A 25,109-nucleotide genomic window follows, 5' to 3' on the forward strand; every position below is an offset into this window, starting at 1 on the left:
CGTGACAGAGATCCAGCAAGAGACGATCAGCAGTGGGCCGGTGGGCACCCAGCGACGGGTGCTCGTCGTGGAGGACGAGCCCACCATCGCCGAATCGATCGCGGCCCGGCTGGGAGCAGAGGGCTTCAAGGTGGCGGTGGCCCATGACGGGCCGGGCGCGGTGGACGGGTTCCACACCTGGCAGCCGGACCTGGTGGTGCTCGACATCATGCTGCCGGGCTTCGACGGCCTGGAGGTGTGCCGCCGGATCCAGGCGCAGCGCCCGGTGCCGGTGCTGATGCTGACCGCGCGGGACGACGAGACGGACCTGCTGGTGGGTCTGGGCGTCGGCGCGGACGACTACATGACCAAGCCGTTCTCGATGCGCGAGCTGGCGGCCCGGGTGAACGTGCTGCTGCGCCGGGTGGAGCGCGCCCAGCAGGCGGCCCGCACCCCCGCGCTGGGGTCGCTGCGGTTCGGCGAGCTGGAGATCGACCACGTGCAGCGCCGGGTCCGGCTGGGCTCGGGCGACGTGCACCTGACGCCGACCGAGTTCGACCTGCTGGCCTGCCTGGCGGCGCAGCCGCGCGCGGTGCTGACCCGCGAGCAGCTGCTGGCCGAGGTGTGGGACTGGACCGACGCGTCCGGCACCCGCACGGTGGACAGCCACGTGAAGGCGCTGCGCCGGAAGATCGGCGCGAGCTGGATCCGCACGGTGCACGGCGTGGGGTACGCGCTGGAGGCCCCGCTGTCCTGACCGGGCCCCGCCGGTCCCGGGCCCGCGGGCCCGCGCGGCTGCCCCCGCCCCGCCCCGAGCACGAGTCGCAGGGACACCATGACCTTTCCGCAGCAACGCAACGGGGAAGCCGAACCGGCTTCCCCCCGGCCCCGGCCCTCGCTCGCGGCGCGCGCCGCGCACCGGGTGTGGGCCGACATCCGCCCGTTCGACCCGGTCCGGTCGATCAAGGGCAAGCTGGCCATGCTGGTGGTCGTCTCGGTGGTGCTGGCCACCGGGATGGTGGTGGTGGCGATCCGCTCGGAGACCCAGATCCGGCTGATCATGATCTTCTCGCTGATCGCCTCGCTGCTGTTCATGCAGTTCCTGGCGAACGGCCTGACGGCGCCGCTGCGCGACATGACGGCGGCGGCGCGGTCGATGGCGGAGGGCGACTACAGCGCCCGGGTCGAGGTGTCCTCGCGGGACGAGATCGGCGAACTGGCCGACACCTTCAACCGGATGGCGGGCGACCTGGAGGCCGCCGACCGGCACCGCCGCGAGCTGATCGCCAACGTCTCGCACGAGCTGCGCACGCCGATCGCGGCGCTGCGCGGCCTGCTGGAGAACGTGGTGGACGGCGTGGTGAAGCCGGACCCGAAGAACCTGGGCACCGCGCTGGAGCAGACCGAGCGGCTGGGCCGGCTGGTCACCCACCTGCTGGACCTGTCGAAGCTGGACGACGGCGTGGTCCCGCTGGACTCCCGCCCGTTCCGGGTCGGCCCGTTCCTGGACGGCGTGCTGCGCGGGGTGACGGTGGACGGCGCGACGGCGGGCGGCGCGTACGCCCGGCGCGAGGACGTCCGGCTGGCGCTGGACGTGCAGCCGGCCGACCTGGCGGCGGTGGCGGACGCGGAGCGGCTGCACCAGGTGGTGGCCAACCTGGTGGACAACGCCTGCAAGCACTCGCCGGCCGGGGGCACCGTGACGGTGCGGGCCCGGGCGGCGGAGGGCGGCGGGCTGCTGCTGGAGGTCGAGGACCAGGGTCCTGGCATCCCGGCGGCGGACCGCGAGCGGGTCTTCGAGCGGTTCGGCCGCAGCGGTTCGCCGACCGCGCTGGGGCCGGGCAGCGACGGCGGGACGGGCCTGGGGCTGGCGATCGCGCGCTGGGCGGTGGACCTGCACGGCGGCCGGATCCGGGTGGCGGAGGCGGCCGCGGGCTGCCGGATCGAGGTCACCCTCCCGGGTGGGACGCCGGTGCCGGCCTGAGACTGTGGCGCAATCGGTACAGACCGGGACCGGGCTGCTCGGTGCCGGTCCCCGGCCCGGGCCGTAAAATGGTCCAGACCACTGGTTCGTCCGATTTTCCGCCGGTATGACCACGACCGATCAGGGGCCGAGTTCCCTGATTTCCGGCATCTCTAACGCTCGGATTCAGCCAAAAACCAGCTCAGCGATGTGATCTGGGCGACGCCTGACCACCGGGGACTGCGCGATCACTGGTCGGAGGCGTAGCCTTAATCCCCGCTGTCCACCATCCCAAAAGGAAGCGGAAGAGGGCGGTTGCCCCGTGTCGCCACACCAAGAAACCCCCAGCTCGGCAAGCTCCACTGGCTTCGGCCCCAATGAGTGGCTCGTCGACGAGATCTACCAGCAGTACCTCCAGGACCCGGCCTCGGTCGACCGTGCCTGGTGGGACTTTTTCGCCGACTACAAGCCCGGTACCGAGGTGACTCCAGTGACCCAGGCCGCAACTCCGGTCGGCGCCCAGCCGACCCCCGTTGCCGCTCCCGTTGCCGCAGCTCCGGCCGCGCCCGCCGCCCCCGCGCCCGTCGCGCCGGCGCCCGCGCAGCCGGTGGCCGCTCCCGCGCCGCTCCCGGCCGCCCCCGCCGCGCCGCCCGCGCCGAAGGCGGCGGCCCCGGCCGCCGCCGCGCCCGCGAAGGCCGCCGCGGAGGGCCCCGAGCTGGTCCAGCTGCGCGGCCCGGCCAAGGCCGTGGCGTCCAACATGGACGCCTCGCTGGAGGTTCCGACCGCCACCTCGGTGCGCGCCGTGCCGGCGAAGCTGCTGATCGACAACCGCATCGTCATCAACAACCACCTGCAGCGGGCCCGCGGCGGCAAGGTGTCCTTCACCCACCTGATCGGCTACGCGCTGGTCCAGGCCGTGAAGGCCAACCCCGGCATGAACCACAGCTACAAGGTGGAGGACGGCAAGTCCTACCTGGTGAAGCCCGAGCACGTGAACCTGGGCCTCGCCATCGACCTGGTCAAGCCGAACGGCGACCGCCAGCTGGTCGTCGCGGCCATCAAGAAGGCCGAGACGCTCGACTTCTTCGGCTTCTGGCAGGCCTACGAGGACATCGTCCGCCGGGCCCGCGCCAACAAGCTGACCATGGACGACTTCACCGGCGTCACGATCTCGCTGACCAACCCCGGCGGCATCGGCACCGTGCACTCGGTGCCGCGCCTGATGCAGAACCAGGGCACCATCGTCGGCGTCGGCGCCATGGAGTACCCGGCCGAGTTCCAGGGCTCCTCCCAGGAGACGCTGGCCCGCCTGGGCATCTCCAAGACCATGACCCTGACCTCGACCTACGACCACCGGGTCATCCAGGGCGCGGCCTCGGGCGAGTTCCTGCGCTCGATCCACCAGCTGCTGCTGGGCGCGAACAACTTCTACGACGAGGTGTTCGAGTCCCTGCGGATCCCGTACGAGCCGGTGCGCTGGGCCACCGACGTGGCCACCACCCACGACGACGAGGTCAACAAGACCGCCCGGGTCATCGAGCTGATCCACTCCTACCGGGTCCGCGGCCACCTGATGGCCGACACCGACCCGCTGGAGTACATGCAGCGCAAGCACCCCGACCTGGACGTCGTCTCGCACGGCCTCACCCTGTGGGACCTGGAGCGCGAGTTCGCGGTCGGCGGCTTCGGCGGCCAGAAGATGATGAAGCTCCGCGACATCCTCGGCCTGCTGCGCAACACCTACTGCCGCACCGTCGGCATCGAGTACATGCACATCCAGGACCCGGCGCAGCGCACCTGGCTGCAGGAGCGCCTGGAGAAGCCGTACACCAAGCCGGAGCGCGAGGAGCAGCTGCGCATCCTGCGCCGGCTGAACTCGGCCGAGGCGTTCGAGACCTTCCTGCAGACCAAGTACGTCGGGCAGAAGCGCTTCTCGCTGGAGGGCGGCGAGTCGCTCATCCCGCTGCTGGACGCCACCATCGACGCCGCCGCCGAGCACCGCCTCGACGAGGCCGTCATCGGCATGGCCCACCGCGGCCGGCTGAACGTGCTGGCGAACATCGTCGGCAAGCCGTTCGGCAAGATCTTCGGCGAGTTCGAGGGCAACCTCGACCCGAAGTCGATGCACGGCTCCGGCGACGTGAAGTACCACCTGGGCTCCGAGGGCACCTTCACCGGCCTGGACGGCGAGACCATCAAGGTGTCGCTGGCCGCCAACCCCTCGCACCTGGAGACCGTCGACCCGGTCGTCGAGGGCATCGCCCGCGCCAAGCAGGACATCCTGGACTTCGGCGGCACCACCTTCCCGGTGCTGCCGATCCAGATCCACGGCGACGCGGCCTTCGCGGGCCAGGGCGTGGTCGCGGAGACCCTGAACATGTCGCAGCTGCGCGGCTACCGCACCGGCGGCACCGTGCACATCGTGGTCAACAACCAGGTCGGCTTCACCGCCGCCCCGGCCTCCTCGCGCTCCTCGATGTACTGCACCGACGTGGCCCGGATGATCGAGGCCCCGATCTTCCACGTGAACGGCGACGACCCGGAGGCCGTGGTCCGCGTCGCGCGGCTGGCCTTCGAGTTCCGCCAGCAGTTCCACAAGGACGTCGTGATCGACCTCATCTGCTACCGCCGCCGCGGTCACAACGAGGCCGACAACCCGTCGTTCACCCAGCCGCTGATGTACGACCTGATCGACAAGAAGCGCTCGGTGCGCAAGCTCTACACCGAGGCGCTGATCGGTCGCGGCGACATCACCATGGAAGAGGCCGAGCAGGCGCTGCAGGACTTCCAGGGCCAGCTGGAGAAGGTGTTCGCCGAGGTCCGCGAGGCCGTCGCCGCCCCGGCCCAGGCCGAGGCCGGCCGCCCGGTCGCGGACTTCCCGGTCTCCATCCAGACCGGCATCTCCGCCGAGATGGTCAAGCGGATCGCCGCCTCGCAGGTCAACCTGCCGGACTGGCTGACCGTGCACCCGCGCCTGCTGCCGCAGTTGCAGCGCCGCGCCGCCTCGGTCGAGGACAACACCATCGACTGGGCCACCGGCGAGGCGCTCGCCATCGGCTCGCTGCTGATGGAGGGCCACCCGGTCCGGCTGGCCGGCCAGGACTCCCGCCGCGGCACCTTCGGCCAGCGCCACGCGGTGCTGATCGACCGGAACACCGGCGAGGACTACACCCCGCTGATGTACCTGACCGAGGACCAGGCCCGGTTCACCGTCTACGACTCGCTGCTCAGCGAGTACGCGGCGATGGGCTTCGAGTACGGCTACTCGCTGACCCGCCCCAACGCGCTGGTCATGTGGGAGGCGCAGTTCGGCGACTTCGTCAACGGCGCGCAGACCATGGTCGACGAGTACATCGCGTCGGCCGAGCAGAAGTGGGGCCAGCACTCCGGCGTCACCCTGCTGCTGCCGCACGGCATGGAGGGCCAGGGCCCGGACCACTCGTCCGCCCGCCCGGAGCGCTTCCTGCAGCTGTGCGCGCAGGACAACATGACGGTCGCCATGCCGACCCTGCCGTCGAACTACTTCCACCTGCTGCGCTGGCAGGCGCACAACCCGCACCACAAGCCGCTCATCGTCTTCACCCCGAAGTCGATGCTGCGCCTGAAGGCCGCGGCGTCCGCCACCTCCGAGTTCCTGAGCGGCTCGTTCCGCCCGGTGATCGGGGACAGCACGGTCGACCCGGCGCAGGTCCGCAAGGTGGTCATCACCTCCGGCAAGTTCTACTACGACCTGGAGGCGGCCCGGACCGCGCGCGGCACCACCGACACCGCGATCGTCCGCGTCGAGCGCCTGTACCCGCTGCCGGTGGCCGAGCTCCAGGAGGAGCTGAGCCGCTACGGCGAGAACGTCCAGTTCGTCTGGGCGCAGGAGGAGCCGGCCAACCAGGGCGCCTGGCCGTTCATCGCGATGAACCTGGTCGACCACCTGCAGGTCGTGGTCGGCCGCTCCGGTGGCGACGCCCGGCTGCGCCGGGTCGCCCGCACGGCCTCCTCGGCCCCCGCGGTCGGCTCCGCCAAGCGGCACGCCGCCGAGCAGCAGGCGCTGATCGAAGAGGTGTTCTCGCTCTGACGCGCTGAGGCACGGCACTGCACGGCACGACGCCGTACGGCACGGCACGGATCGCCCCCGTCCCCGGTTCTCCGGGGGCGGGGGCGCTTCCGTTTCCGGACCGTGACGCACTGCGGGAGCCGGTGGGCTGCACGGGTTCTGACGGGTCGATAGGTTGTGGTTCGCCGTTCCCGGCGCCGCGCGCCGGACGGCCGTCTTTCGACACGCTCATCCGAGGGGGACCCGCCTCATGGCAGCCGACACTCCGCAGCACGCCGCTCCGCTCCCACCGGTCTTCCAGCCGCTGCTGCCGGACGACCCCCGCGAGGTCGGCGGCTACCGGCTGTTCGCCCGGCTCGGCGCCGGCGGCATGGGCCGGGTCTACCTGTCGTACACGCCGGGCGGCCGTCCGGTGGCGCTCAAGGTGGTGCGGTCGGAGTTCGCCGAGGACGGGGAGTTCCGCCGCCGCTTCGCGCAGGAGGTGAGCAGCGCCCAGCGCATCCACGGGCTGTACACGGCGCAGGTGATCGACTCCGGCGGCCTGGAGTCGGGCGCGCCCTGGCTGGTCACCTCGTACGTGCCGGGGCCGTCGCTCCAGCAGGTGGTGCGCGAGCACGGGGCGCTGCCGGTGCGGACGGTGCTGCTGCTGGTGGGCGGCATCGCGGAGGCGCTGCAGGCGATCCACAGCGTGCGGGTGGTGCACCGGGACCTCAAGCCGGCCAACGTGCTGGTGGCCGCGGACGGGCCGCGGGTGATCGACTTCGGCATCGCGCGGGCCGCCGACGCGACGGCGCTGACCGGCACCGGCTACCGGATCGGCTCGCCGGCGTTCATGTCGCCGGAGCAGGCCCAGGGGCGGCCGGTCACCGCGGCCACCGACGTGTTCGCGCTGGGCGCGCTGGCCGCGTACGTGGCGGGCGGCGCGCCGCCGTTCGGCGACGGCCCGGACACCGCGGTGCTGTACCGGGTGGTGCACGAGGAGCCGGAGCTGAACGGCGTGCCCGCACCGCTGCGCGAGCTGATCGGGCGCTGCCTGGCGAAGGACCCGGCGGACCGGCCGACGCCCGCCGAGATCATCCTGGCGGCCCGCGAGCACCCGGCGGTGGGCGGGCAGCTGCGGTTCGGCGAGGACTGGCTGCCGGGGCAGGTGAACACCGAGATCACCCGGCGCTCCGACCTGCCGCGGACCCCGCCGACCCCGCTGCCGGCCGCGCCGCCGACCCTGCCGACCACTCCCCCGCAGCCGCTCGCCCCGCCGGTGCAGCACGCCCCGGTGGCGCCGCCGGTGCAGCAGCACGCCCCGGTGGCGCCGCCGGCGGGCGTGTTCGGGCCGCCCACCCCGGTCTCCGAGGCGGTCACCGGCCCGGTGGCCCCGGCCGACCCGACGGTGCGGCTGGCCGAGCAGCACACCCCGCCGCCCGGCCCGGCCGTCCCGCTCGCCGCCGAGCCGGCCCCGGCCGGACCGGCGGAGCGCCACCGCGGGGTGTCCTGGAAGACCCTGCTGATCGTCGCGCTGGTGACCCTGCTGGCCGGGACGGCGGGCGGGCTGGTGCTGATGAAGCAGCTGGGCGGCGACACCGGGGGCACCCCGGTCGCCACCGAGACCGTCACGGTCGGTCCGAGCCCCACCGGCGGCGGCGCCGGGGGCGACAGCGTGGGCCAGGACCAGGTGTCGCCGCCGCCGCCGTCCGCCTCCGGCAGCCCGAAGTCCTCGCCCTCCGGGTCGGCCCGCCCGAGCGGGGCGCCCGCCGGGTTCACCGCGGTCTACACCGACCGCGAGCTGTCCGCGCCCAGCAGCGACTACGGCTTCGACCTGGTCAACGGCAAGGTGGTGCCGACCTCGGTCAGCGACGGCCTGGTGCGGCCGGGCTACGACAAGCTGTCCGTGCCGGACGACTTCGACCGCTACCTCAGCAAGGCGGACTCGCTCACCCCGCAGGAGTGCTCGGACGCCATCGACAAGAACCCCAGCGCCGCGTTCCCGTACGGGGACCTGCCGCCGGGCCGGATGATCTGCGTGCGCAACCGGCAGAGCTGGAGCGTGGCGATCATGAAGGTCACCAACGTCACCAACGACGGCGCGGTCTCCCTCTCGCTCAGCTACTACCGGTACAACGGCTGATCGGCGCGCCACTATCCTGGGTTCCGACGGACCTGGAACCACCCACCCCCGGAGCGAACCACCGTGTACTTCACCGACCGCGGCATCGAGGAGTTGGAGAGCCGGCGAGGCGAGGAGGAGGTCACCTTCGAGTGGCTGGCCGAGCGCCTGCGGGAGTTCGTGGACCTGAACCCGGACTTCGAGGTGCCGGTGGAGCGGCTGGCCACCTGGCTGGCCCGGCTGGACGACGAGGACGACGAGGAGTGACCGGCTGACGCGACGTCAGCAGCGCGGCCCGGGAGGCGAGTTCGCCTCCCGGGCCGTTCGCGTTCCCGGAGCCCGGCCCGGAGCCCGGTCCGGCCCCGCCCCGGAGTCCGGCTCGGGGTCGGCTCGGGGTGCGCTCCGGGTCGGGGTGGGGGCCGGAGCGCCTTGACTTCCGCGCCACGCGATATATCGTGAATAACAGGACGACGCGATACATCGCGTATGGGAGGACGGGGAGTCGGACATGACGCAGTGGACGGTAGACAGCACTCAGCAGATCGCCTTCGACGAGAGCGTGCACACCCTGCACGTGCGGGTCGTCGACGGCACCGTGAACGTGGTCCCCACCGAGGGGCCCGCCCGGCTGGAGGTGGCCCGGCTGGAGGGTGAGCCGCTCCAGGTCGCCCTGGAGGACGGCGTGCTCACCGTCACCTACAAGGACCTCAGCTGGGGCGAGTTCGGCGAGGCCGTGAAGTCGGTGCAGACGGTCAAGTCCTTCTTCTCCGGGCTGCGCCGCAAGCGCAGCGCCGACCTGACGGTCGCGGTCCCGGCCGCCGCCGTGGTCCGGGTCGGCACCGTCTCCGCCGACGCCACCATCTCCGGCATCGCGGGCGAGGTCGGCGTGCACGGCGCCAGCGGCGCCACCACGCTGGCCGGGCTGACCGGCCTGGTCAGCGCCAACACCGTCTCGGGGGACGTGGACGCCGAGGGCCTGTCCGGCCAGCTGAAGGTCAACACGGTCTCCGGCGCGGTCACCCTGGTGGCCGGCTCCGCGACGAAGATCCGCGCCCACTCGGTCTCCGGCGCCGTCACCCTGGACCTGGACGCCGCCACCCCCACCGACATCGGCGTGAACACCGTCTCCGGCGCGGTCGGCGTCCGGCTGCCCGCCCTCGCCGACGCCAAGGTCGAGGCCGGCACCACCAGCGGGACGCTCTCCAGCGCCTTCGCCGAGCTGAGCGTCGGCGGCGGCTGGGGCTCCAAGAAGCTCTCCGGCCAGCTCGGCACCGGCCGCGGCCGCCTCGCGGTGACCACCGTCACCGGCGCGGTCACCGTCCAGCGCCGCCCCGAGTCCGAGGAGGAGCAGCCGGCCAAGGAACTGTCGGCGGCCCCGCTCGACCTGACCAAGGAGTCCTGATGACACCGGTGTTCGGCCATGGGCGGCTGCGCCTCTACCTGTTGAAGCTGCTCGACGAGAGCCCCCGGCACGGCTACGAGGTGATCCGCCTGCTGGAGGAGCGCTTCCACGGCCTGTACGCGCCCTCCGCGGGCACCGTCTACCCCCGGCTGGCCAAGCTGGAGGCGGAGGGACTGGTCAGCCACACCACCGAGGGCGGCCGCAAGGTCTACCGGCTCACCGACCAGGGCCGAGCCGAACTCGCCTCCCGCGCTGCCGAGTTGACCGACCTGGAGGCCGAGATCCACGACTCGGTCGGCCAGCTCGCCGGGGCCATCCGGCAGGACGTCCGGGACAACGCCAAGGACCTGCGCGCCGAGCTGTGGAACCAGGCCGCCGCCGAGCCCGGCGCCTCCTCGACCGGCACCCCCTGGCGCGACCAGGAGTCCTGGCAGCGGGCCAAGGAGGAGTTCGCCCGGCTCAAGGCCGAGACCAAGGAGCAGGCCCGGCGCGCCAAGGAGCAGGAGAAGGCCGCCCGGCAGCAGGCCAAGGCCGCCGAGGCCGAGTCCAGGCGGCTGCGCGAGCAGTCCAGGGCCGCCCGCACCGCCGCCCAGCAGGAGGCGCTGCGGCTCAAGCGGCGGGTCGAGGAGCAGGTCCGGGCGCACGCCTCGGGCGGCGACTGGTCGGCCGGCCTGGCCGAGGGCCTGGCCGAACTCACCCGCGGCCTCGGCTCGTTGGCGGACGCCGCGCGCTGGGGCAGCTCCGAGGAGCCGGCCGTCCGGATCGACCTGGACAAGGACGCCCCGGCGGACGCGACCGGCCCGGCGGACGCTGCCGGCACCGTTGACGCCGCCGAGCTGCCCGACTGGGCCCGCACCGACCCGGACGGCGACCCGGCCCGCGAGCTGGAGCGCCTGCTCGACCGGTTCCGCGACCACGTCCGGGACACCGCCCGCGACCGGGGCGTCGACGCCGCCCGGCTGGCCCGCGCCCGGCAGGCGCTGGCCGCCGCCGCCCGCGCCCTGTACGGACGCTAGGCCCGCACCGGAGACCCGGAGCGCCCCCGAGGACGGGTCGGGGGCGCTCCGCCCACGTCCGGCGCCCCGGCCGGGCCCCGGGTCAGGGGGTGAGCACCAGCTTGCCGAACACGTCCCCGCGCTCCAGCCGGGCGAACGCCTCCCGGGCCCCGGCCAGCGGCAGCACCGAGTCGATCACCGGCCGCACCCCGGTGTGGGCGCACAGCGCCAGCAGGCCGGCCAGTTCCTCCTTGGTGCCCATGGTCGAGCCGACCACCTTCAGCTCCAGGAAGAAGATCCGGTTCAGTTCGGCGGCCTTCGGGTTCGGGCCGCTGGTCGCCCCGGAGATCACGATGGTGCCGCCCGGGCGCAGCGACTTCACCGAGTGCGACCAGGTCGCCGCGCCGACCGTCTCCATCACCGCGTCCACCCGCTCCGGCAGCCGGGCGCCGCTCTCGAACGCCGCGTCCGCGCCGAGCTCCACCGCCCGGGCCCGCTTCGCCTCGTCCCGTCCGGTGACCCACACCCGCAGCCCGGCCGCCTTGGCCAGCACCACCAGCGCCGTGGACACCCCGCCGCCGGCGCCCTGCACCAGCACCGTGTCGCCGGGCTTCACGCCCGCGTTGGTGAACAGCATCCGGTAGGCGGTCAGCCAGGCGGTCGGCAGGCAGGCCGCCTGCTCGAAGCTCAGTTCCGCCGGCTTGGGCAGCAGGTTCCAGGTCGGCACCGCGACGCGCTGGGCGAAGGTGCCCTGGTAGCGCTCGGTGAGGATCGAGCGCGGCTCGTGCGGGCCCACCCCGTGGCCGCTCTGGCCGACCACCGAGTGGATCACCACCTCGTTGCCGTCCTCGTCGACGCCCGCCGCGTCGCACCCCAGCACCATCGGCAGCCGCTCGGCGGGCAGGCCCACCCCGCGCAGCGACCACAGGTCGTGGTGGTTCAGCGTGGCGGCCCTGACCGTCACCACGCTCCAGCCGGGGCGGGCCTCCGGTTCGGGCACCTCGCCCAGTTCCAGTGCGCTCAGCGGGTCGTCGGGACTGATGCGGGCGGCGTAGGCAGCGAACATGCCCGGACCATAGCCGGGCGACGCCCCGCGCGTTAACCACGACTCACTGTGAACGTCCCCATATTGCTTTTCCGGGGCGGCCGTTGTCCGCGCACGGCACCGGGGCCCGCCCCCGGACGAGTCCTCGGGCGGGCCCCGGTGCCGTGCGACCCGGCGTCAGAGCCGGGCGAGCCCCTCCGCCCGCGCCGCCTCGGCGACCGCGCGGGTGACCGCGGGGGCGACCCGCTCGTCGAAGGGCGACGGGATGACCTTCTGCGGGGTCAGCTCGTCGGCGACGACGCCCGCCAGGGCCTGCGCCGCGGCGAGCTTCATGCCCTCGGAGATCCGGCTGGCCCGGACCGAGAGCGCGCCGGCGAAGATGCCCGGGAAGGCCAGCACGTTGTTGATCTGGTTCGGGAAGTCGGAGCGCCCGGTGGCGACCACCGCCGCGTACCGGTGGGCCACCTCGGGGTGGATCTCCGGGGTGGGGTTGGCCATCGCGAAGACGAAGCAGCCGGGCGCCATGGTGGCGACGACGTCCTCGGGGACGGTGCCGCCGGAGACGCCGATGAACACGTCCGCGCCCGCCAGCGCGTCGGCCAGGCTGCCCGTGCGGCCGGTGCGGTTGGTGAGCGCCGCGATCTCGGCCTTGACGTCGGTGAGGTCCTCGCGGCCCTGGTGGACCACGCCCCGGCGGTCGCAGACCGCGACGTCGCCGATGCCGGCGGCGAGCAGCATCTTGGCGATCGCGATGCCGGCCGCGCCCGCGCCGGAGATGACCGCGCGCAGGTCGCCGACCTGACGGCCGGTCACCTTGGCTGCGTTCCACAGCGCGGCGGTGGTGACGATCGCGGTGCCGTGCTGGTCGTCGTGGAAGACCGGGATGTCCAGCCGCTCCTGGAGCCGCCGCTCGATCTCGAAGCAGCGCGGGGCGGAGATGTCCTCCAGGTTGACGCCGCCGAAGGACGGCGCGAGCCGGACCACGGTCTCGACGATCTCGTCGACGCCGGTGCAGTCCAGCGCGATCGGCACCGCGTCGACGCCGCCGAACTGCTTGAACAGGATGGCCTTGCCCTCCATCACGGGCAGCGAGGCCGCGGGGCCGATGTCGCCGAGGCCGAGCACCGCGGTGCCGTCGGTGACGACGGCGACGGTGTTGGACTTCCAGGTGTAGTCGTTGACCAGGGCGGGCTGTTCGGCGATGGCGGTGCAGACCCGGGCCACGCCCGGGGTGTAGGCGAGCGACAGGTCCTCCGCGTCGCGGACCGGGACGGTCGCCCGGATCTCCATCTTGCCGCCGCGGTGGAGCGCGAAGACGGCGTCGACCGGGTCGTCAGTGCTCTGGGTGTCGGTGATGATCTCCGCTGCCACAATGACCTCTTCGTCATATCAGCGAAGGCGCGCGTCCGACGGACTTCGGCCCGGCCGCGCGGCAATGCGCGAATCCGGGTACGCCGCCTGTGGCGTACCCGTGTCCGGGTCGGGGCGCTGCCGTCGGCGGCGCCCTCGGGGTGAGGGTGTTAGGTGTTCTGCGCTTGTGGTCCGGGCCCGGTACCGCACCTGTGCCGGGTCCTTCTTGTCCGCGTGGCCCCCGAAGCGAGGGGTCCGCAGGGCACTCGCAGGAGTGAACGCAGACACGGAGGGGAGCTGGCGCCTTCGGATACGGAGCCGGTGACGGCTTCCGTTCCTGGGCACCCCGGCCCTGTGGCGAACCGGCGGTCTGAGTTCTGCGTCGGGGGTCACCCGATACCAGATTCTGACACACCCGCTACCTGCTCCATCAGGTCGGGATGGCAGTATCCGGTGTTCGACCACCGTTGTCCGGACGTTCCCGCGCACGTCGGGCCGCGTCCTGCCCCGTCGCACCCGGTCGCGCACACCAGCGCGCGGCGTCGGGGGCCCGCTCCCTCTCCCACAGGAGGACCAAGATGTCGACGGCCACTCGCCCCGTCAGATCCGGCACCGGCGCCGGAAGCCGGACCACCACCACCGCGCACCGGGCCGGCGCCCTCACCGCCGCCGCGGTGACCGGTTCACTGCTGCTGACCGGCTGCGGCTCCGGCTCCTCGTCGGGCGCCACCGCCGCGCCGTCCGACCTGCACGGCCGGCTGCCCGCCCCGGTCCGCTCCGCGGGGGTGCTGCGGATCGGCGCGGACCTGACGTACGCGCCGATCGGCTTCAAGGCGGAGGGCGGCGAGCCGGACGGCCTGGACGTGGACCTGGCCCACGCGCTGGGGGACGTGCTGGGCGTGCAGGTGCAGTTCAGCGACGTGCCGTTCGACCGGCTGCGGCTGGGGCTGCAGGCCCACGAGTACGACCTGGTGATGTCGGGCATGACCGACAACACCCAGCGCCGGGACGGCACCGACGACCAGGCCCGCAAGATCAACGACGGCCTGGACTTCGTGGACTACTTCGTCACCGGCACCTCGATCGTGGTGGCCAAGGGCAACCCGCAGAAGGTCTCCTCGCTGGACGACCTGTGCGGGCGGACGGTCGCGCTGCAGCGCGAGACCGTCCAGTCGGTGATGATGGAGCGCCAGGCCGGGGCCTGCGAGAAGACCGGCAAGAAGCTGACGGTGACCGAGACCGAGACGGACGACCAGGCACTGGCGCTGGTGGCCCAGGGCCGGGCGACCGCGGACCTGAACGACTCCCCGGTGGCGGCGCACGCGGTGAAGAACGGCCGGGCCGGCGCGCAGTTCCAGGTGGCGGGTGAGCAGTTGCAGATGGCGCCGTACGGGATCGCGTTCGCCAAGGAGGACACCGCGCTGCGGGACGCCGTGGCGGAGGCGCTGAACCGGCTGATCCGGAACGGCGTGTACGACAAGGTGCTGGCGAAGTGGGGCCTGTCCGAGGGCGCGGTGCAGAGCGCCGTGGTGAACGGCAGCTTCTAGACCGCCGAGCCGGTCGCCCGCCCACTCGGTCACCCGGTGCATGGTTATGCACCGGGTGACATGAACGGGAGAAATATCCGGATACCGGACAGTCGGCAGTCCTGTTATCCGATTTTGATCTGCCACAGGCTCCGATTTCCCGCCCACAGTGGCAGGATTCCCCCCACATCGGAACCACCTGTCACCTCGGCGGAGGGTGGCGAGCACCGACCCGCTGTACCGCGCCGTCCCACCCGCAGCGCGGCACCCCGTCCGATCCCCAAGAGGAGATCCCCCCCATGCCCGCTGCCCGTACCCCGCGCCTCCGGCCGCTCACCGCGGCCGCCGTCCTCGCGGCCGGCTCGCTGCTCCTCACCGCGTGCAGCAGCTCCAGCACCACCACGACCACTGCGGGCGCCGCCCCGATACCCACCCAGGCGATCCCCGCGGTCGCCGCCGACCCGGCCCTGGCCGGACTGGTCCCGGACACCCTGAAGGCCGGCGGCAAGCTGGTCGTCGGCTCCGACACCTCCTACGCGCCCAACGAGTTCAAGGACGAGAAGGGCAAGATCGTCGGCATGGACGTCGACCTGGGCGCGGCCATCGCCCAGAAGCTCGGCCTGACCGCCGACTTCCAGAGCGCCGGCTTCGCCGACATCATCCCCGGCATCCAGTCGAACAAGTACCAGCTCGGCATGAGCTCCTTCACCGTCACCAAGGAGCGCCAGGAGCAGGTCGACATGGTCAGCTACTTCTCGGCCGGCACCTCCGCCGCCGTGAAGAAGGGCAACCCGGACAAGATCGTCCTGGACGACCTGTGCGGCAAGAAGGTCGCGGTCCAGGACGCCACCACCCAGGCCGACGAGGTCAAGGACACCCGCAACCCGGACTGCGCCAAGGCCGGCAAGAGCGCCATCCCGAACGACGGCGACCGCTTCGCCCTGCAGACCGACGTCGCCCAGGCGCTGGTCTCCGGCCGCGACCAGGTGATGCTGGCCGACTCCCCGGTCATCGACTACGCCCTCAAGCAGACCGGCGGCCAGCTGGAGAAGCTCGGCGACACCTACGGCGCCGCCCCGTACGGCGTGATCCTGGCCAAGGACTCGCCGCTCAGCAAGGCGGTGCAGGGTGCGATCCAGTCGCTGATGGCGGACGGCACCTACAAGACCATCCTGGACAAGTGGGGCGTCTCGGCCGGGGCGATCACCACCTCCGAGATCAACGCCGCCCAGAGCTGACGCCCCGTCGTCCGATCCCTGACGAGGTAACCACGTGAAAACGACCGACCAGGGGTCGGCGGCCGCGGGACGGCCCGATCCCATCAGGGCCGTCCCCGTCCGCCACCCCGGCCGCTGGGTCACCGTCGCCGTCGTCGCCGTGCTCGGCGCGATGCTGCTGCACGTCCTGTTCACCAACCCCGCCCTGGACTGGGACTTCGTCGGCGCCACGCTGCGCGACCCCACCGTCGTCCACGGCATCTGGACCACCCTGGAACTGACCGTCCTGGCCATGCTGATGGGCGTGGTCGGCGGCGTGCTGCTGGCCGTGATGCGGCTGTCGAGGAACCCGGTGCTCTCCGGCGCCGCCTGGTTCTACATCTGGGTCTTCCGCGGCACTCCGGTCCTGGTGCAGCTGGTGCTCTGGAACAACATCGGCTTCCTGTGGAAGGAGATCTCGCTCGGCATCCCGTTCGGCCCCTCCTTCTGGTCCCAGGAGTCCAACACCCTGGTGCCGGTGTTCACCGCCGCGCTGCTCGGCCTCGGCCTCAACGAGGCCGCCTACATGGCGGAGATCGTCCGGGCCGGCATCCAGTCGGTGGACGAGGGCCAGTCCGAGGCCGCGCACGCGCTCGGCATGAGCCGGGCCACCGCGCTGCGCCGGATCGTGCTGCCGCAGGCGATGCGGGTGATCATCCCGCCGACCGGCAACGAGACCATCTCGATGCTGAAGACCACCTCGCTGGTGCAGGTGATCTCGCTGGTGGAGTTGTTCACCGCCGGCCACGACATCTCCACCCGCACCTACAAGCCGATCGCCGCGATGATCGCGGTCTCGATCTACTACCTGCTGCTGACCTCGGTCCTCACGGTCGGCCAGTACTACCTGGAGCGGTACTACGCCCGCGGCGCCAACCGGACGCTGCCGCCCACCCCGCTGCAACGGGTGCGCGCCCTGTTCGCCGGCCGCGCCCCGGCGAAAACGGCGGCACCGGCGGCAGCGGCGGCCCCGGCGACAGCGACAGCGGCAGCGGCAGCGGCACCCGCGGCACCCGCCCCGGCGGAGCCCGCGGCGTCCGACGGCGGCGCACCGGACGGAGGGAAGGACGCATGACCGACCTGACCAAGCCGCAGGCGGCCCCCGACCACCCGATGGTCCGGGCCGAGGGCGTGCACAAGTCCTACGGCCAGGTCGAGGTGCTCAAGGGCATCGACCTGGAGGTGCGGCAGAGCGAGGTGTTCTGCCTGGTCGGCCCGTCCGGCTCCGGCAAGTCCACCTTCCTGCGCTGCATCAACCACCTGGAGAAGATCAACTCCGGTCGACTGTACGTCGACGGCGAGCTGGTCGGCTACCGGCAGAAGGGCGACCGGCTGTACGAGCTCAAGGACCGCGAGGTCGCGCTCAAGCGCCAGGACATCGGCATGGTGTTCCAGCGCTTCAACCTGTTCCCGCACATGACCGCGCTGGAGAACGTCATCGAGGCGCCGGTGCAGGTCAAGAAGGAGAGCAGGGCCGCCGCCCGGGAGCGCGCGACGGCCCTGCTGGAGCGGGTCGGGCTGGCCGACAAGGCCGGCAACTACCCGTCCCAGCTCTCCGGCGGCCAGCAGCAGCGGGTGGCGATCGCCCGGGCGCTGGCCATGGAGCCCAAGCTGATGCTGTTCGACGAGCCCACCTCGGCGCTCGACCCCGAACTGGTCGGCGACGTGCTGGACGTGATGCGCGGCCTCGCCGAGGACGGCATGACGATGATCGTGGTCACCCACGAGATGGGCTTCGCCCGCGAGGTCGGCGACGCCCTGGTGTTCATGGACGGGGGCGTGGTGGTCGAGTCCGGCCACCCGCGCGAGGTGCTCGGCAACCCGCAGCACGAGCGCACCCGGGCCTTCCTGTCCAAGGTGCTCTGACCCCGCTCCCGCACGCCCCCCGGTGCCCGCCCTGCGCCCCGCGCACGGCGGGCACCGGCGCGCCCGCCCCCACCTGTAATACCCTGGAGTCATTCGACCCGTTACACTCCCGCCCGGAAGGACCCCCGTGGAGCTCGCCTCCTACGCCGACTTCGCCGTCCGGCTGGTCAACAGCGAGGAACCCGGCCGCGGCACCGACGACCTCACCTCGGTGGACGCCGTCCGGGCCCTGTTCGGCGCGCCGTCCCGGGCCGCCGCCCTGGCCGACGAGTCCGACCTGCCCCGGCTGCGCGCCGTGCGCACCCGGCTGCGCGGGGTGTTCGAGGCCGCCGCCGACGGCGAGGACGTCCGGGCGGTCGACCTGCTGAACAGCCTGATGGTGGAGTACCCCGTCAGCCCGCTGGTCTCCGGCCACGACGACCTGGACGACACCGGCCGCCCCAACTGGCACCTGCACCTGGCCGACAACGCGCCCACCGCCGCCGCCAACTACGCCGCCGTCGCCTGCATGGGCCTGGCCATCCACCTCACCGGCCTGGGCGTCGACCGGCTCGGCATCTGCCAGGCCGCGCCCTGCCGCAACGCCTACCTGGACACCTCGACCAACCGCTCCCGCCGCTACTGCTCCGACCGGTGCGCCACCCGCGCCAACGTGGCCGCCTACCGGGCCCGCAAGCGGCAGGAGGCCCAGCGCGCCCTGGCCGCCCAGGGCTGAGCCGCCGTCAGAGCCGGTCCTCGAACGGGACGCCGACCCCCAGCCGCTCCGCCAGCCGCGGCACCCGCCCGCGCAGCACCCGCCCGCGCAGCACCCGCTCCAGCCGCCGCCCCGGCGCCAGCCAGGCCGGCCGGGGGGCCAGCCGCAGCAGCACCCGGCCGAGCACCAACTCGTCCGGCACCGCGCCGTACTCCCGGCTGTCGGTGCGCACCAGCGGGTTGTCGGAGAGCATCCACCACCCGCCCGGACGCCGCTCGGCCGCCCGCTTGACCACCAGCAGGTCGTGCTGGAGCGGGTGCCGGAACAGCGCGATCGCCCCGGGCCGCAGCGGAGCGCCGTAGCGCACCAGCACCCGGTCGCCGTCGGAGAGCAGCCGGCGCATCGACGGGCCGGCGATGTCGGCGAGGCCGAACGGTGTCCCATATCGCACGATTCGAACTCCTTCTTTTGCCCTAGGCCCCCGGGGCGACCGCGATTTCGGCCTGCCGTGAGGGTAATGTCGGGCGCGGGAAGACGATCTAAGGAAGGACCCCCATGTTCTCTCGTCTGTTTGCTCCGCGAGTCACCGCCCACGCCCACTGCGACCTGCCGTGCGGCGTGTACGACCCGGCCCAGGCCCGCATCGAGGCCGAGTCGGTGAAGGCCACTCAGGAGAAGTACCAGGCCAACGAGGACGCCGAGTTCCGGGCTCGCGCCATCGTCATCAAGGAGGAGCGCGCCGAGCTGGTCAAGCACCACCTCTCGGTGCTGCACACCGACTACTTCAAGGCCCCGCACTTCGAGGCCTACCCGGGCCTGCACGACCTGTTCAACCGCGCCGGCAAGGCCGCCTCGGCCGCCAAGGCGTCCACCGACCCGGCCACCGGCCAGGCCCTGCTGGACCTGATCGCCGAGATCGACGCGATCTTCTGGGAGACCAAGAAGGCCTGACCCCGGGTCAGCCCTCGCCGGCACCCGGCCGCCCCACCAGGGGCGGCCGGGTGCTTCGCGTTTCCGGGACCGGGAGGGCTCCGGCAGCCCCGTTCGAGCCAATGGTGCTATCTTCATTAGCACCATGCTGCTGAGACTGGACACCAAGGACACCCGGCCCCTGCACGAGCAGGTCGCCGCCGCCGTCCGCCGTGCCGTGGCCGAGGGCGAGTGCCGCCCGGGCGACCGGCTGCCCTCCGCGCGCGACCTCGCGCAGGCGCTCGACCTGAACGTCAACACCGTGCTGCGCGCCCTGCGCGACCTGCGCGACGACGGCCTGCTGGAGTTCCGCCGGGGCCGGGGCGTGACGGTCGCGAGCGGCGCGGAGCAGCGCTCCGGGCTGCTGGAGCAGGCCCGCGCGCTGGTCGCGGAGGCCGCCCGGGCCGGGTACAGCAGGGCCGAACTCGTCGAGATGATCAGGGGGATACCGTGAGCGAGCAGCGGAGCGCACACCGGGACGGCCTGCGGTGGCCGGCGGTCCGGCCGGCGGTCTGGACGGCGGGCACCGCGGTGCTGACCGCCGTCCTCCCGCTGGGCGCGGCCGGGCGGCTGCCGGAGCGGATGGCCACCCACTGGAGGAGCAGCACCGCGGACGGCTCGATGCCGTTCTGGGCGGCCTGCCTGGTCCCGGCGCTGATCTGGGCGGTGCTGGGCGCGCTGGGCCTGCTGGGCCTGTCCCTGCTGGAGCGGCACCGGGGCGATCCGCTCGCCCGGCTCTGGCTGCTGGTCTGCCTGGCGGCGGGCGGCGTGCTGTTCCCGGGCGTGCAGGCCACCCTGGTCCGGGCCAACCTCGACCGCGCCGACTGGCACGGGGCCGGGCTGCCGCTCGGCTGGTTCCTCGGCACCCTGGCGGCGGCGCTGCTGACCGGCGCGGCGGCGTGGCTGTCGGGCCGCCGCCGGCTGTCCGCCCGGCGGGTGCTCCCGGCCCCGGCCGGCCCGGTGCTCGAACTCCCGGACGGCGAACGCCTGGTGTGGCTCTCCCGGACCGCCAACCCGTGGCTGCGGGCGCTGGCGGCGCTCTGCGGCCTGGCCGCGGCGGCGGTCCTGCTGGGCGCCGGGACCGGCCTGCTCGCGGCGCGACCGGGCTGGACGGTGTTCGGGGTGCTCGCCCTGACCGGGCTGACCGTCGGGGCCTGCTCCTCGGTGCGGGTGCGGGTCTCGACGGCCGGCCTTGAGGTGGCGCTGGGCCCGCTCGGCCTGCCCACCCGCCGCTGGCCGCTGGCGGAGCTGGAGTCGGCCCGGGTCGAGCGCCGGGGCGCGGCGCAGGTCGGCGGCTGGGGCTACCGGCTGAGCGGCCGCGGCACCACGGTGATGCTGCGGGCCGGCGAGTGCCTGGTGGTCCGGGTCCGGGCCACCGGCCACGACTTCGCGGTCAGCGTCGACGACGCCGAGCGCGGTGCCGCCCTGCTGAACGCGCTGCGCGCCCGGCGGTCCGTCTGAGCCCCCGCCCCGCTCCCCCTCCGTCCCCCACCCCGTCCCGCCGGTGCGGCGGCGCCGTCCGGGCACCGTTTCCGGCGGTGCCGTCCAGGGCATAAAGCCCTTTCCGGATGGAGGGGTGAGATGAGTACGCTCGACCGTATGATCCGCACCGCGACTCCCGCCGACATCCCCTTCGTCCACGCCATGATCCGCGAGCTCGCCGAGTACGAGCGGGCGCTGCCCGAGGCGAAGGCCACCGAGGAGCAGCTGCACGACGCGCTGTTCGGCGAGCACCCGGCGGTGTTCGGCCTGATCGCCGAGTCCGACGACCCGGAGGACGCGGGCGAGCCGGTCGGTTTCGCGCTCTGGTTCCGCAACTTCTCGACCTGGCGCGGCACCCACGGCATCTACCTGGAAGACCTGTACGTCCGCCCGCACAAGCGCGGCGGCGGCCACGGCAAGGCGCTGCTGACCGAGCTGGCCCGGATCTGCGTGGAGCGCGGCTACCAGCGCCTGGAGTGGTCGGTGCTGGACTGGAACGAGCCCTCGATCGGTTTCTACAAGTCGCTCGGCGCGGTGCCGATGGACGAGTGGACGGTCTTCCGGCTCACCGACGGCGCGCTCACCGCGCTCGGCTCCGGTCCGCGCTGAGCGCGAGCCCGTTCGAACCGTGGTCCCCCGTTCCCGTGACGGTACGGCGAGATCACGACAGACCACCCCCGGGCGCGGTAACGTCTCGGGGCACAAGGCAGTTGAACCGAGCCAGTGGTGTTGGCAGCTCCCCGGCCGCAAGCACCGTGCGTCACCCAGGAGGTGAGGGTGTCCCAGATCGACGGCGAGCCCGGAGTGAAGGACTTCGTTGAGGTCCGGCTGCCCGCGGCGGGCGCCTACCTCTCGGTGCTGCGGACGGCGACGGCCGGCCTCGCGGCACGGCTGGACTTCACCCTGGACGAGATCGAGGATCTCCGGATCGCGGTGGACGAGGCCTGCGCCATCCTGCTCCAACAGGCCGTCCCCGGCTCGATCCTGAGCTGCGAGTTCCGCCTGGTGGGAGACGCGCTGCGGGTCACCGTGTCCGCCCCGACCACCGACGGCCGGGCCCCGGAGCGGGACACCTTCGCCTGGACGGTGCTCTCCGCGCTGGCCGGCGAGGTCGACTCGACGGTCGGCTCGGACAACACGGTCTCCATCAGCCTGCACAAGAAGCGCGGCGGGTCGCCGGGCCAGCCGTAGGTAGTGACGTGTTCTCGGAACGGAACGGGTGATCGCCGTGAGTGATCTGGACCGCACAGTTGCCGTCGTACCGCCGCAGGCGAGCGTCGCCCGCACCGCCACCCCTGACGAAGAAGCCCTCCCGAAGGACTCCCACCGGATGAGCCAGCCGACCGATCCGAAGCCCGAGCGGCCCGAGGTGGTGCCCGAGGCGGTGCCCGCGGTCGAGCCCGCTGCGGGCGGTGGTCCGGCGGCGGCCGCCGAGGCCGTCCGCTCGACCGTCCCGGCGCAGGGGCACCGCAGCGGTGCCCCGGACCGCGAGGCGGCCCGGGCGCTGTTCGTCCGGCTGTCCGAGCTGCCGGAGGGGTCGCCGGAGCGGGTGGAGATCCGCAACCAGCTGGTCCGGATGCACATCCCGCTGGTGGAGCACCTGGCCCGCCGCTTCCGCAACCGCGGCGAGCCGCTGGACGACCTGACCCAGGTCGCCACCATCGGCCTGATCAAGTCGGTGGACCGGTTCGACCACGAGCGCGGGGTCGAGTTCTCCACGTACGCGACGCCCACCATCGTCGGCGAGATCAAGCGGCACTTCCGCGACAAGGGCTGGGCGGTGCGGGTGCCGCGCCGCCTCCAGGAGCTGCGGCTGTCGCTGACCACGGCGACCAGCGAGCTGTCCCAGCGGCACGGCCGGTCGCCGACGGTGCACGAGCTGGCCGAGCACCTGGGCATCTCCGAGGAGGACGTGCTGGAGGGCCTGGAGTCCGCCAACGCGTACTCCACGCTCTCGCTGGACGTGCCGGACAGCGACGACGAGTCGCCGGCCGTCGCGGACACCCTGGGGGCCACCGACGAGGCGCTGGAGGGCGTCGAGTACCGCGAGTCGCTGAAGCCGCTGCTGGCCCAACTCCCGCCCCGGGAGCAGAAGATCCTGGTGCTGCGGTTCTTCCGGAACATGACCCAGTCGCAGATCGCCGCCGAGGTCGGCATCTCCCAGATGCACGTCTCCCGGCTGCTGGCCCGCACCCTGGCGCAGCTGCGCGAGAAGCTGCTGGTCGAGGAGTAGGCGAGGAGCGGACGGACGCGCGGGCACCCGCCGCGCGCCCGTCCGGGCCTCCGCACGCCCCCGTACGACGCCGCAGGGCCCGGCCCCACCCGGGGACGGGCCCTGCCGGTCGTGGCGGGCCGGGGCGTGCGGCTAGCGCTCGCCGGGGGTGCCGTAGAGCACGGCGGTGACCCGGGGGTTGAGCAGGGCGACGATGCCGGCCAGCCCGACCAGGGCGACCGCGGCGCCGACGGCGGCCATCGCGCCGCCGGACTGCCACATGTAGTACGCGACCGGCAGGCAGATGGAGTTGGTGAGCACCGCGGGGCTGCGGCCCCAGCGCTGCCCGCGCAGCAGCGCGCGGGCGGCCAGCAGCGGCAGCAGGCCCATCAGCAGCAGGACGGCGCCGCCCAGCTCGGCGCGGCCGAAGTCGGCGTCCGCGCCGGTGAAGCCGGACAGCAGGTTGTAGACGCCCCAGCCGGCCATGGCCGCGCCCTCCAGCGCGGTGGTCACCGCGCCGACGAGCAGCGGGACGGGCCGGGCGACGGGGGTGGTGGCGGAGGCGGGTTCAGCGGTCACCGGGCCAGGGTAACGGTCGTCCCGGGTCGGGCGGGTCGTAGGCTGATCACCATGCGCGCTCTCCTGGTCGTGAACCCGAAGGCGACCACCACCAGTGGCCGGACCCGGGACGTGCTGATCCACGCCCTGCGCAGCGACCTGAAGCTGGACGTCGCCCAGACCCAGTACCGCGGCCACGCCCGGGACCTGGCCCAGCGGGCGGTCGAGGACGGCGCGGTGGACCTGGTGGTGGCCCTGGGCGGCGACGGCACGGTCAACGAGGTGGTGAACGGCCTGCTGGCGCACGGCCCGGGCGAGCGGGTGCCGCGGCTGGCGGTGGTGCCGGGCGGTTCGACCAACGTGTTCGCCCGCGCGCTGGGCCTGCCGAACGACCCGGTGGAGGCGACCGGCGCGCTGCTGGACGCGCTGGCGGAGCGCCGGGAGCGGGCGATCGGCCTGGGCAAGGCGCTGACCGACGGGGTGCCGGACCGCTGGTTCACCTTCACCGCGGGGTTCGGCTTCGACGCGGGCGTGGTCGGCCGGGTGGAGCGCCAGCGCCGGGCGGGGCGCAGATCCACCCACGCGCTCTACGTGGTCGAGGCGCTCCGGCACTACGTCACCGAGCGTGAACACCGGCGTTCCGGGCCGATCTCCCTGGAGATCAACGGCCAGGAGCCGGTGCCGGGCATGGTGATGGCCATAGTCTCGAACACTTCACCGTGGACCTTTCTGGGTTCCCGTCCCGTCTTCCCGTCCCCCTCGGCTTCATTCGAAACCGACCTGGACATCTTCGGCATCACTCGAATGACGGCGTTCCGGACCGCCCGGACGGTCCGTCAGATCCTCCGTCCGCTGCCCTCGGCGGAGGGCGGTGAACGCCCGGCCGGCCCCTCCGGGAAGCACCTCGTCTCCTATCACGACGTCCGGCACTTCACCTTGGTTTCAGAGGAACCGGCCCCGTTTCAGGTCGACGGGGACCACCTTGGAGACAGGAGTCGCGTCAGTTTCACAGGCGTACGGCGGGCACTGCGTGTGATTGTGTGACCAGAAGGGGGTCATCGCCTTGCTCTCGAACGTTCGAGCCCCTTCACCCCATAGAAGTACTGCCTGTGAGGTAGGCGACACCGAAGAATCAAAAATTTCTTGCCGAAGGGGGTTGTATCCGGCTTCGAGGTTTGCGAACCTCTACATGGCGATCGGGACACACCGCAGCGGGACACCGCGGGAGAGCCCCTCGAATCGCCGAACCCCCCTCAGCACAGACCGCCCGGGCCCGATGGGCCTTAGGTCCCTTTTGCTGTTGCGGGATTCGTGAAAGCGTTCACATTCACAAGCCATTCGAGTGAGTCGCGGGCCACGGCCCGTCGACCGGAGGAGTTGGACGACCATGGACTGGCGCCACCGCGCTGTCTGCCGCGAAGAGGACCCGGAGCTGTTCTTCCCGATCGGGAACACCGGCCCTGCTCTGCTGCAGATCGAGGAAGCCAAGGCCGTGTGCCGCCGTTGTCCCGTGATGGAGCAGTGCCTGCAGTGGGCGCTCGAAACCGGCCAGGACGCCGGCGTCTGGGGCGGCATGAGCGAGGACGAGCGTCGCGCGATGAAGCGCCGCGCTGCCCGCAACCGCGCCCGCACCGCCTGATACACCCGACCACCCGCCGACTGA

The 25,109-nt window shown here is 72.8% G+C and carries 24 protein-coding genes; 20 read left to right on the plus strand and 4 right to left on the minus strand.

All coding sequences use genetic code 11. The features are described from left to right. Position 1 precedes the first annotated feature (1 nt). The 7 genes from ACIP60_RS09450 (at position 2) to ACIP60_RS09480 (ending at position 10,509) form a co-directional block, all read left to right on the plus strand. Positions 2-736 (plus strand): response regulator transcription factor, encoded by a 735-nt coding sequence (locus ACIP60_RS09450; protein ID WP_014138042.1) that lies wholly within the window; start codon positions 2-4, stop codon positions 734-736. Positions 737-814: 78 nt separating this feature from the next. After that, a complete protein-coding gene (locus tag ACIP60_RS09455; protein ID WP_400681872.1) occupies positions 815-1,963 on the plus strand; it encodes a sensor histidine kinase in 1,149 nt (382 codons plus the stop codon). Between the two features lie 301 nt (positions 1,964-2,264). Further along, a complete protein-coding gene (locus ACIP60_RS09460; protein ID WP_400681875.1) occupies positions 2,265-6,011 on the plus strand; it encodes a multifunctional oxoglutarate decarboxylase/oxoglutarate dehydrogenase thiamine pyrophosphate-binding subunit/dihydrolipoyllysine-residue succinyltransferase subunit in 3,747 nt (1,248 codons plus the stop codon). Between the two features lie 229 nt (positions 6,012-6,240). Beyond that, positions 6,241-8,112 carry a serine/threonine-protein kinase gene (locus tag ACIP60_RS09465; protein WP_400681878.1) on the plus strand — a complete coding sequence of 624 codons (1,872 nt, stop codon included), beginning with the start codon at positions 6,241-6,243 and terminating at the stop codon, positions 8,110-8,112. 63 nt (positions 8,113-8,175) lie between these two features. Next, entirely contained in the window at positions 8,176-8,358 is a 183-nt protein-coding gene (locus ACIP60_RS09470) for a DUF6104 family protein (RefSeq protein ID WP_100836393.1), read from the plus strand. A 241-nt stretch (positions 8,359-8,599) separates the two neighbouring features. Next, positions 8,600-9,493 (plus strand): DUF4097 family beta strand repeat-containing protein, encoded by an 894-nt coding sequence (locus tag ACIP60_RS09475; protein ID WP_400681881.1) that lies wholly within the window; start codon positions 8,600-8,602, stop codon positions 9,491-9,493. Beyond that, positions 9,493-10,509 carry a helix-turn-helix transcriptional regulator gene (locus ACIP60_RS09480; RefSeq protein WP_400681883.1) on the plus strand — a complete coding sequence of 339 codons (1,017 nt, stop codon included), beginning with the start codon at positions 9,493-9,495 and terminating at the stop codon, positions 10,507-10,509. The genes ACIP60_RS09475 and ACIP60_RS09480 overlap by 1 nt, the downstream gene beginning before the upstream one ends. An 82-nt stretch (positions 10,510-10,591) precedes the next feature. Here ACIP60_RS09480 and ACIP60_RS09485 read toward each other — a convergent pair whose 3' ends face one another. Both ACIP60_RS09485 and ACIP60_RS09490 read right to left on the minus strand, forming a co-directional pair. After that, a complete protein-coding gene (locus ACIP60_RS09485) occupies positions 10,592-11,554 on the minus strand; it encodes a zinc-binding dehydrogenase (protein ID WP_111554208.1) in 963 nt (320 codons plus the stop codon). A 156-nt stretch (positions 11,555-11,710) separates the two neighbouring features. Further along, positions 11,711-12,904, minus strand: coding sequence for an NADP-dependent malic enzyme (locus ACIP60_RS09490; RefSeq protein WP_100836397.1), 1,194 nt, complete (start codon positions 12,902-12,904; stop codon positions 11,711-11,713). A gap of 557 nt (positions 12,905-13,461) precedes the next feature. Between ACIP60_RS09490 and ACIP60_RS09495 the strand changes: the two genes are divergently transcribed. From ACIP60_RS09495 to ACIP60_RS09515, 5 genes are all read left to right on the plus strand, one after another. After that, complete coding sequence (locus ACIP60_RS09495) at positions 13,462-14,430, plus strand: ABC transporter substrate-binding protein (RefSeq protein WP_400681884.1); 969 nt, start codon at positions 13,462-13,464, stop codon at positions 14,428-14,430. Between the two features lie 278 nt (positions 14,431-14,708). Further along, positions 14,709-15,647, plus strand: a complete 939-nt coding sequence (locus tag ACIP60_RS09500) for an ABC transporter substrate-binding protein (protein ID WP_400681887.1) — start codon at positions 14,709-14,711, stop codon at positions 15,645-15,647. Positions 15,648-15,681: 34 nt separating this feature from the next. Then, positions 15,682-16,740: an amino acid ABC transporter permease gene (locus tag ACIP60_RS09505; RefSeq protein WP_400681889.1), complete on the plus strand. Its 1,059-nt coding sequence runs from the start codon at positions 15,682-15,684 to the stop codon at positions 16,738-16,740. A gap of 38 nt (positions 16,741-16,778) precedes the next feature. Beyond that, positions 16,779-17,531, plus strand: coding sequence for an amino acid ABC transporter ATP-binding protein (locus tag ACIP60_RS09510; RefSeq protein ID WP_400682648.1), 753 nt, complete (start codon positions 16,779-16,781; stop codon positions 17,529-17,531). A gap of 127 nt (positions 17,532-17,658) precedes the next feature. After that, positions 17,659-18,246, plus strand: coding sequence for a CGNR zinc finger domain-containing protein (locus ACIP60_RS09515; RefSeq protein ID WP_400681892.1), 588 nt, complete (start codon positions 17,659-17,661; stop codon positions 18,244-18,246). 7 nt (positions 18,247-18,253) lie between these two features. On the opposite strand, the gene sodX is transcribed toward ACIP60_RS09515, so the two are convergent. Then, a complete protein-coding gene (sodX, locus tag ACIP60_RS09520) occupies positions 18,254-18,676 on the minus strand; it encodes a nickel-type superoxide dismutase maturation protease (protein WP_400681894.1) in 423 nt (140 codons plus the stop codon). Positions 18,677-18,780: 104 nt separating this feature from the next. On the opposite strand from sodX, the gene sodN reads away from it, so the two are divergent. The 6 genes from sodN (at position 18,781) to ACIP60_RS09550 (ending at position 22,909) form a co-directional block, all read left to right on the plus strand. Then, positions 18,781-19,176, plus strand: a complete 396-nt coding sequence (gene sodN, locus ACIP60_RS09525; RefSeq protein WP_030457790.1) for a superoxide dismutase, Ni — start codon at positions 18,781-18,783, stop codon at positions 19,174-19,176. A gap of 124 nt (positions 19,177-19,300) precedes the next feature. Then, complete coding sequence (locus ACIP60_RS09530; protein WP_100836403.1) at positions 19,301-19,648, plus strand: GntR family transcriptional regulator; 348 nt, start codon at positions 19,301-19,303, stop codon at positions 19,646-19,648. Continuing rightward, positions 19,645-20,655, plus strand: a complete 1,011-nt coding sequence (locus ACIP60_RS09535) for a DUF1648 domain-containing protein (protein ID WP_400681899.1) — start codon at positions 19,645-19,647, stop codon at positions 20,653-20,655. The genes ACIP60_RS09530 and ACIP60_RS09535 overlap by 4 nt, the downstream gene beginning before the upstream one ends. A 138-nt stretch (positions 20,656-20,793) precedes the next feature. Next, positions 20,794-21,285 carry a GNAT family N-acetyltransferase gene (locus tag ACIP60_RS09540; RefSeq protein WP_400682650.1) on the plus strand — a complete coding sequence of 164 codons (492 nt, stop codon included), beginning with the start codon at positions 20,794-20,796 and terminating at the stop codon, positions 21,283-21,285. A gap of 168 nt (positions 21,286-21,453) precedes the next feature. After that, the gene (locus ACIP60_RS09545) at positions 21,454-21,867 is read left to right on the plus strand and encodes an anti-sigma regulatory factor (RefSeq protein WP_100836405.1); all 414 of its coding nucleotides are present in this window, start codon (positions 21,454-21,456) and stop codon (positions 21,865-21,867) included. 139 nt (positions 21,868-22,006) lie between these two features. Continuing rightward, on the plus strand, positions 22,007-22,909 hold the full coding sequence (locus ACIP60_RS09550; RefSeq protein ID WP_233533609.1) for an RNA polymerase sigma factor SigF: 903 nt from the start codon (positions 22,007-22,009) through the stop codon (positions 22,907-22,909). A gap of 132 nt (positions 22,910-23,041) precedes the next feature. Here the strand turns inward: ACIP60_RS09550 and ACIP60_RS09555 are convergent, their stop codons facing one another. Beyond that, the gene (locus ACIP60_RS09555) at positions 23,042-23,467 is read right to left on the minus strand and encodes a hypothetical protein (protein WP_400681903.1); all 426 of its coding nucleotides are present in this window, start codon (positions 23,465-23,467) and stop codon (positions 23,042-23,044) included. A 51-nt stretch (positions 23,468-23,518) separates the two neighbouring features. On the opposite strand from ACIP60_RS09555, the gene ACIP60_RS09560 reads away from it, so the two are divergent. Together ACIP60_RS09560 and ACIP60_RS09565 are read left to right on the plus strand one after the other, a co-directional pair. Continuing rightward, a complete protein-coding gene (locus ACIP60_RS09560) occupies positions 23,519-24,490 on the plus strand; it encodes a diacylglycerol/lipid kinase family protein (protein ID WP_400681905.1) in 972 nt (323 codons plus the stop codon). A gap of 343 nt (positions 24,491-24,833) precedes the next feature. After that, positions 24,834-25,085, plus strand: a complete 252-nt coding sequence (locus ACIP60_RS09565) for a WhiB family transcriptional regulator (protein ID WP_014138019.1) — start codon at positions 24,834-24,836, stop codon at positions 25,083-25,085. The last annotated feature ends 24 nt before the right edge of the window (positions 25,086-25,109 follow it).

Origin of the sequence: Kitasatospora sp. NPDC088783 (assembly GCF_044750705.1) — a bacterium.
GTDB classification, from domain to species: Bacteria; Actinomycetota; Actinomycetes; order Streptomycetales; family Streptomycetaceae; genus Kitasatospora; species Kitasatospora fiedleri.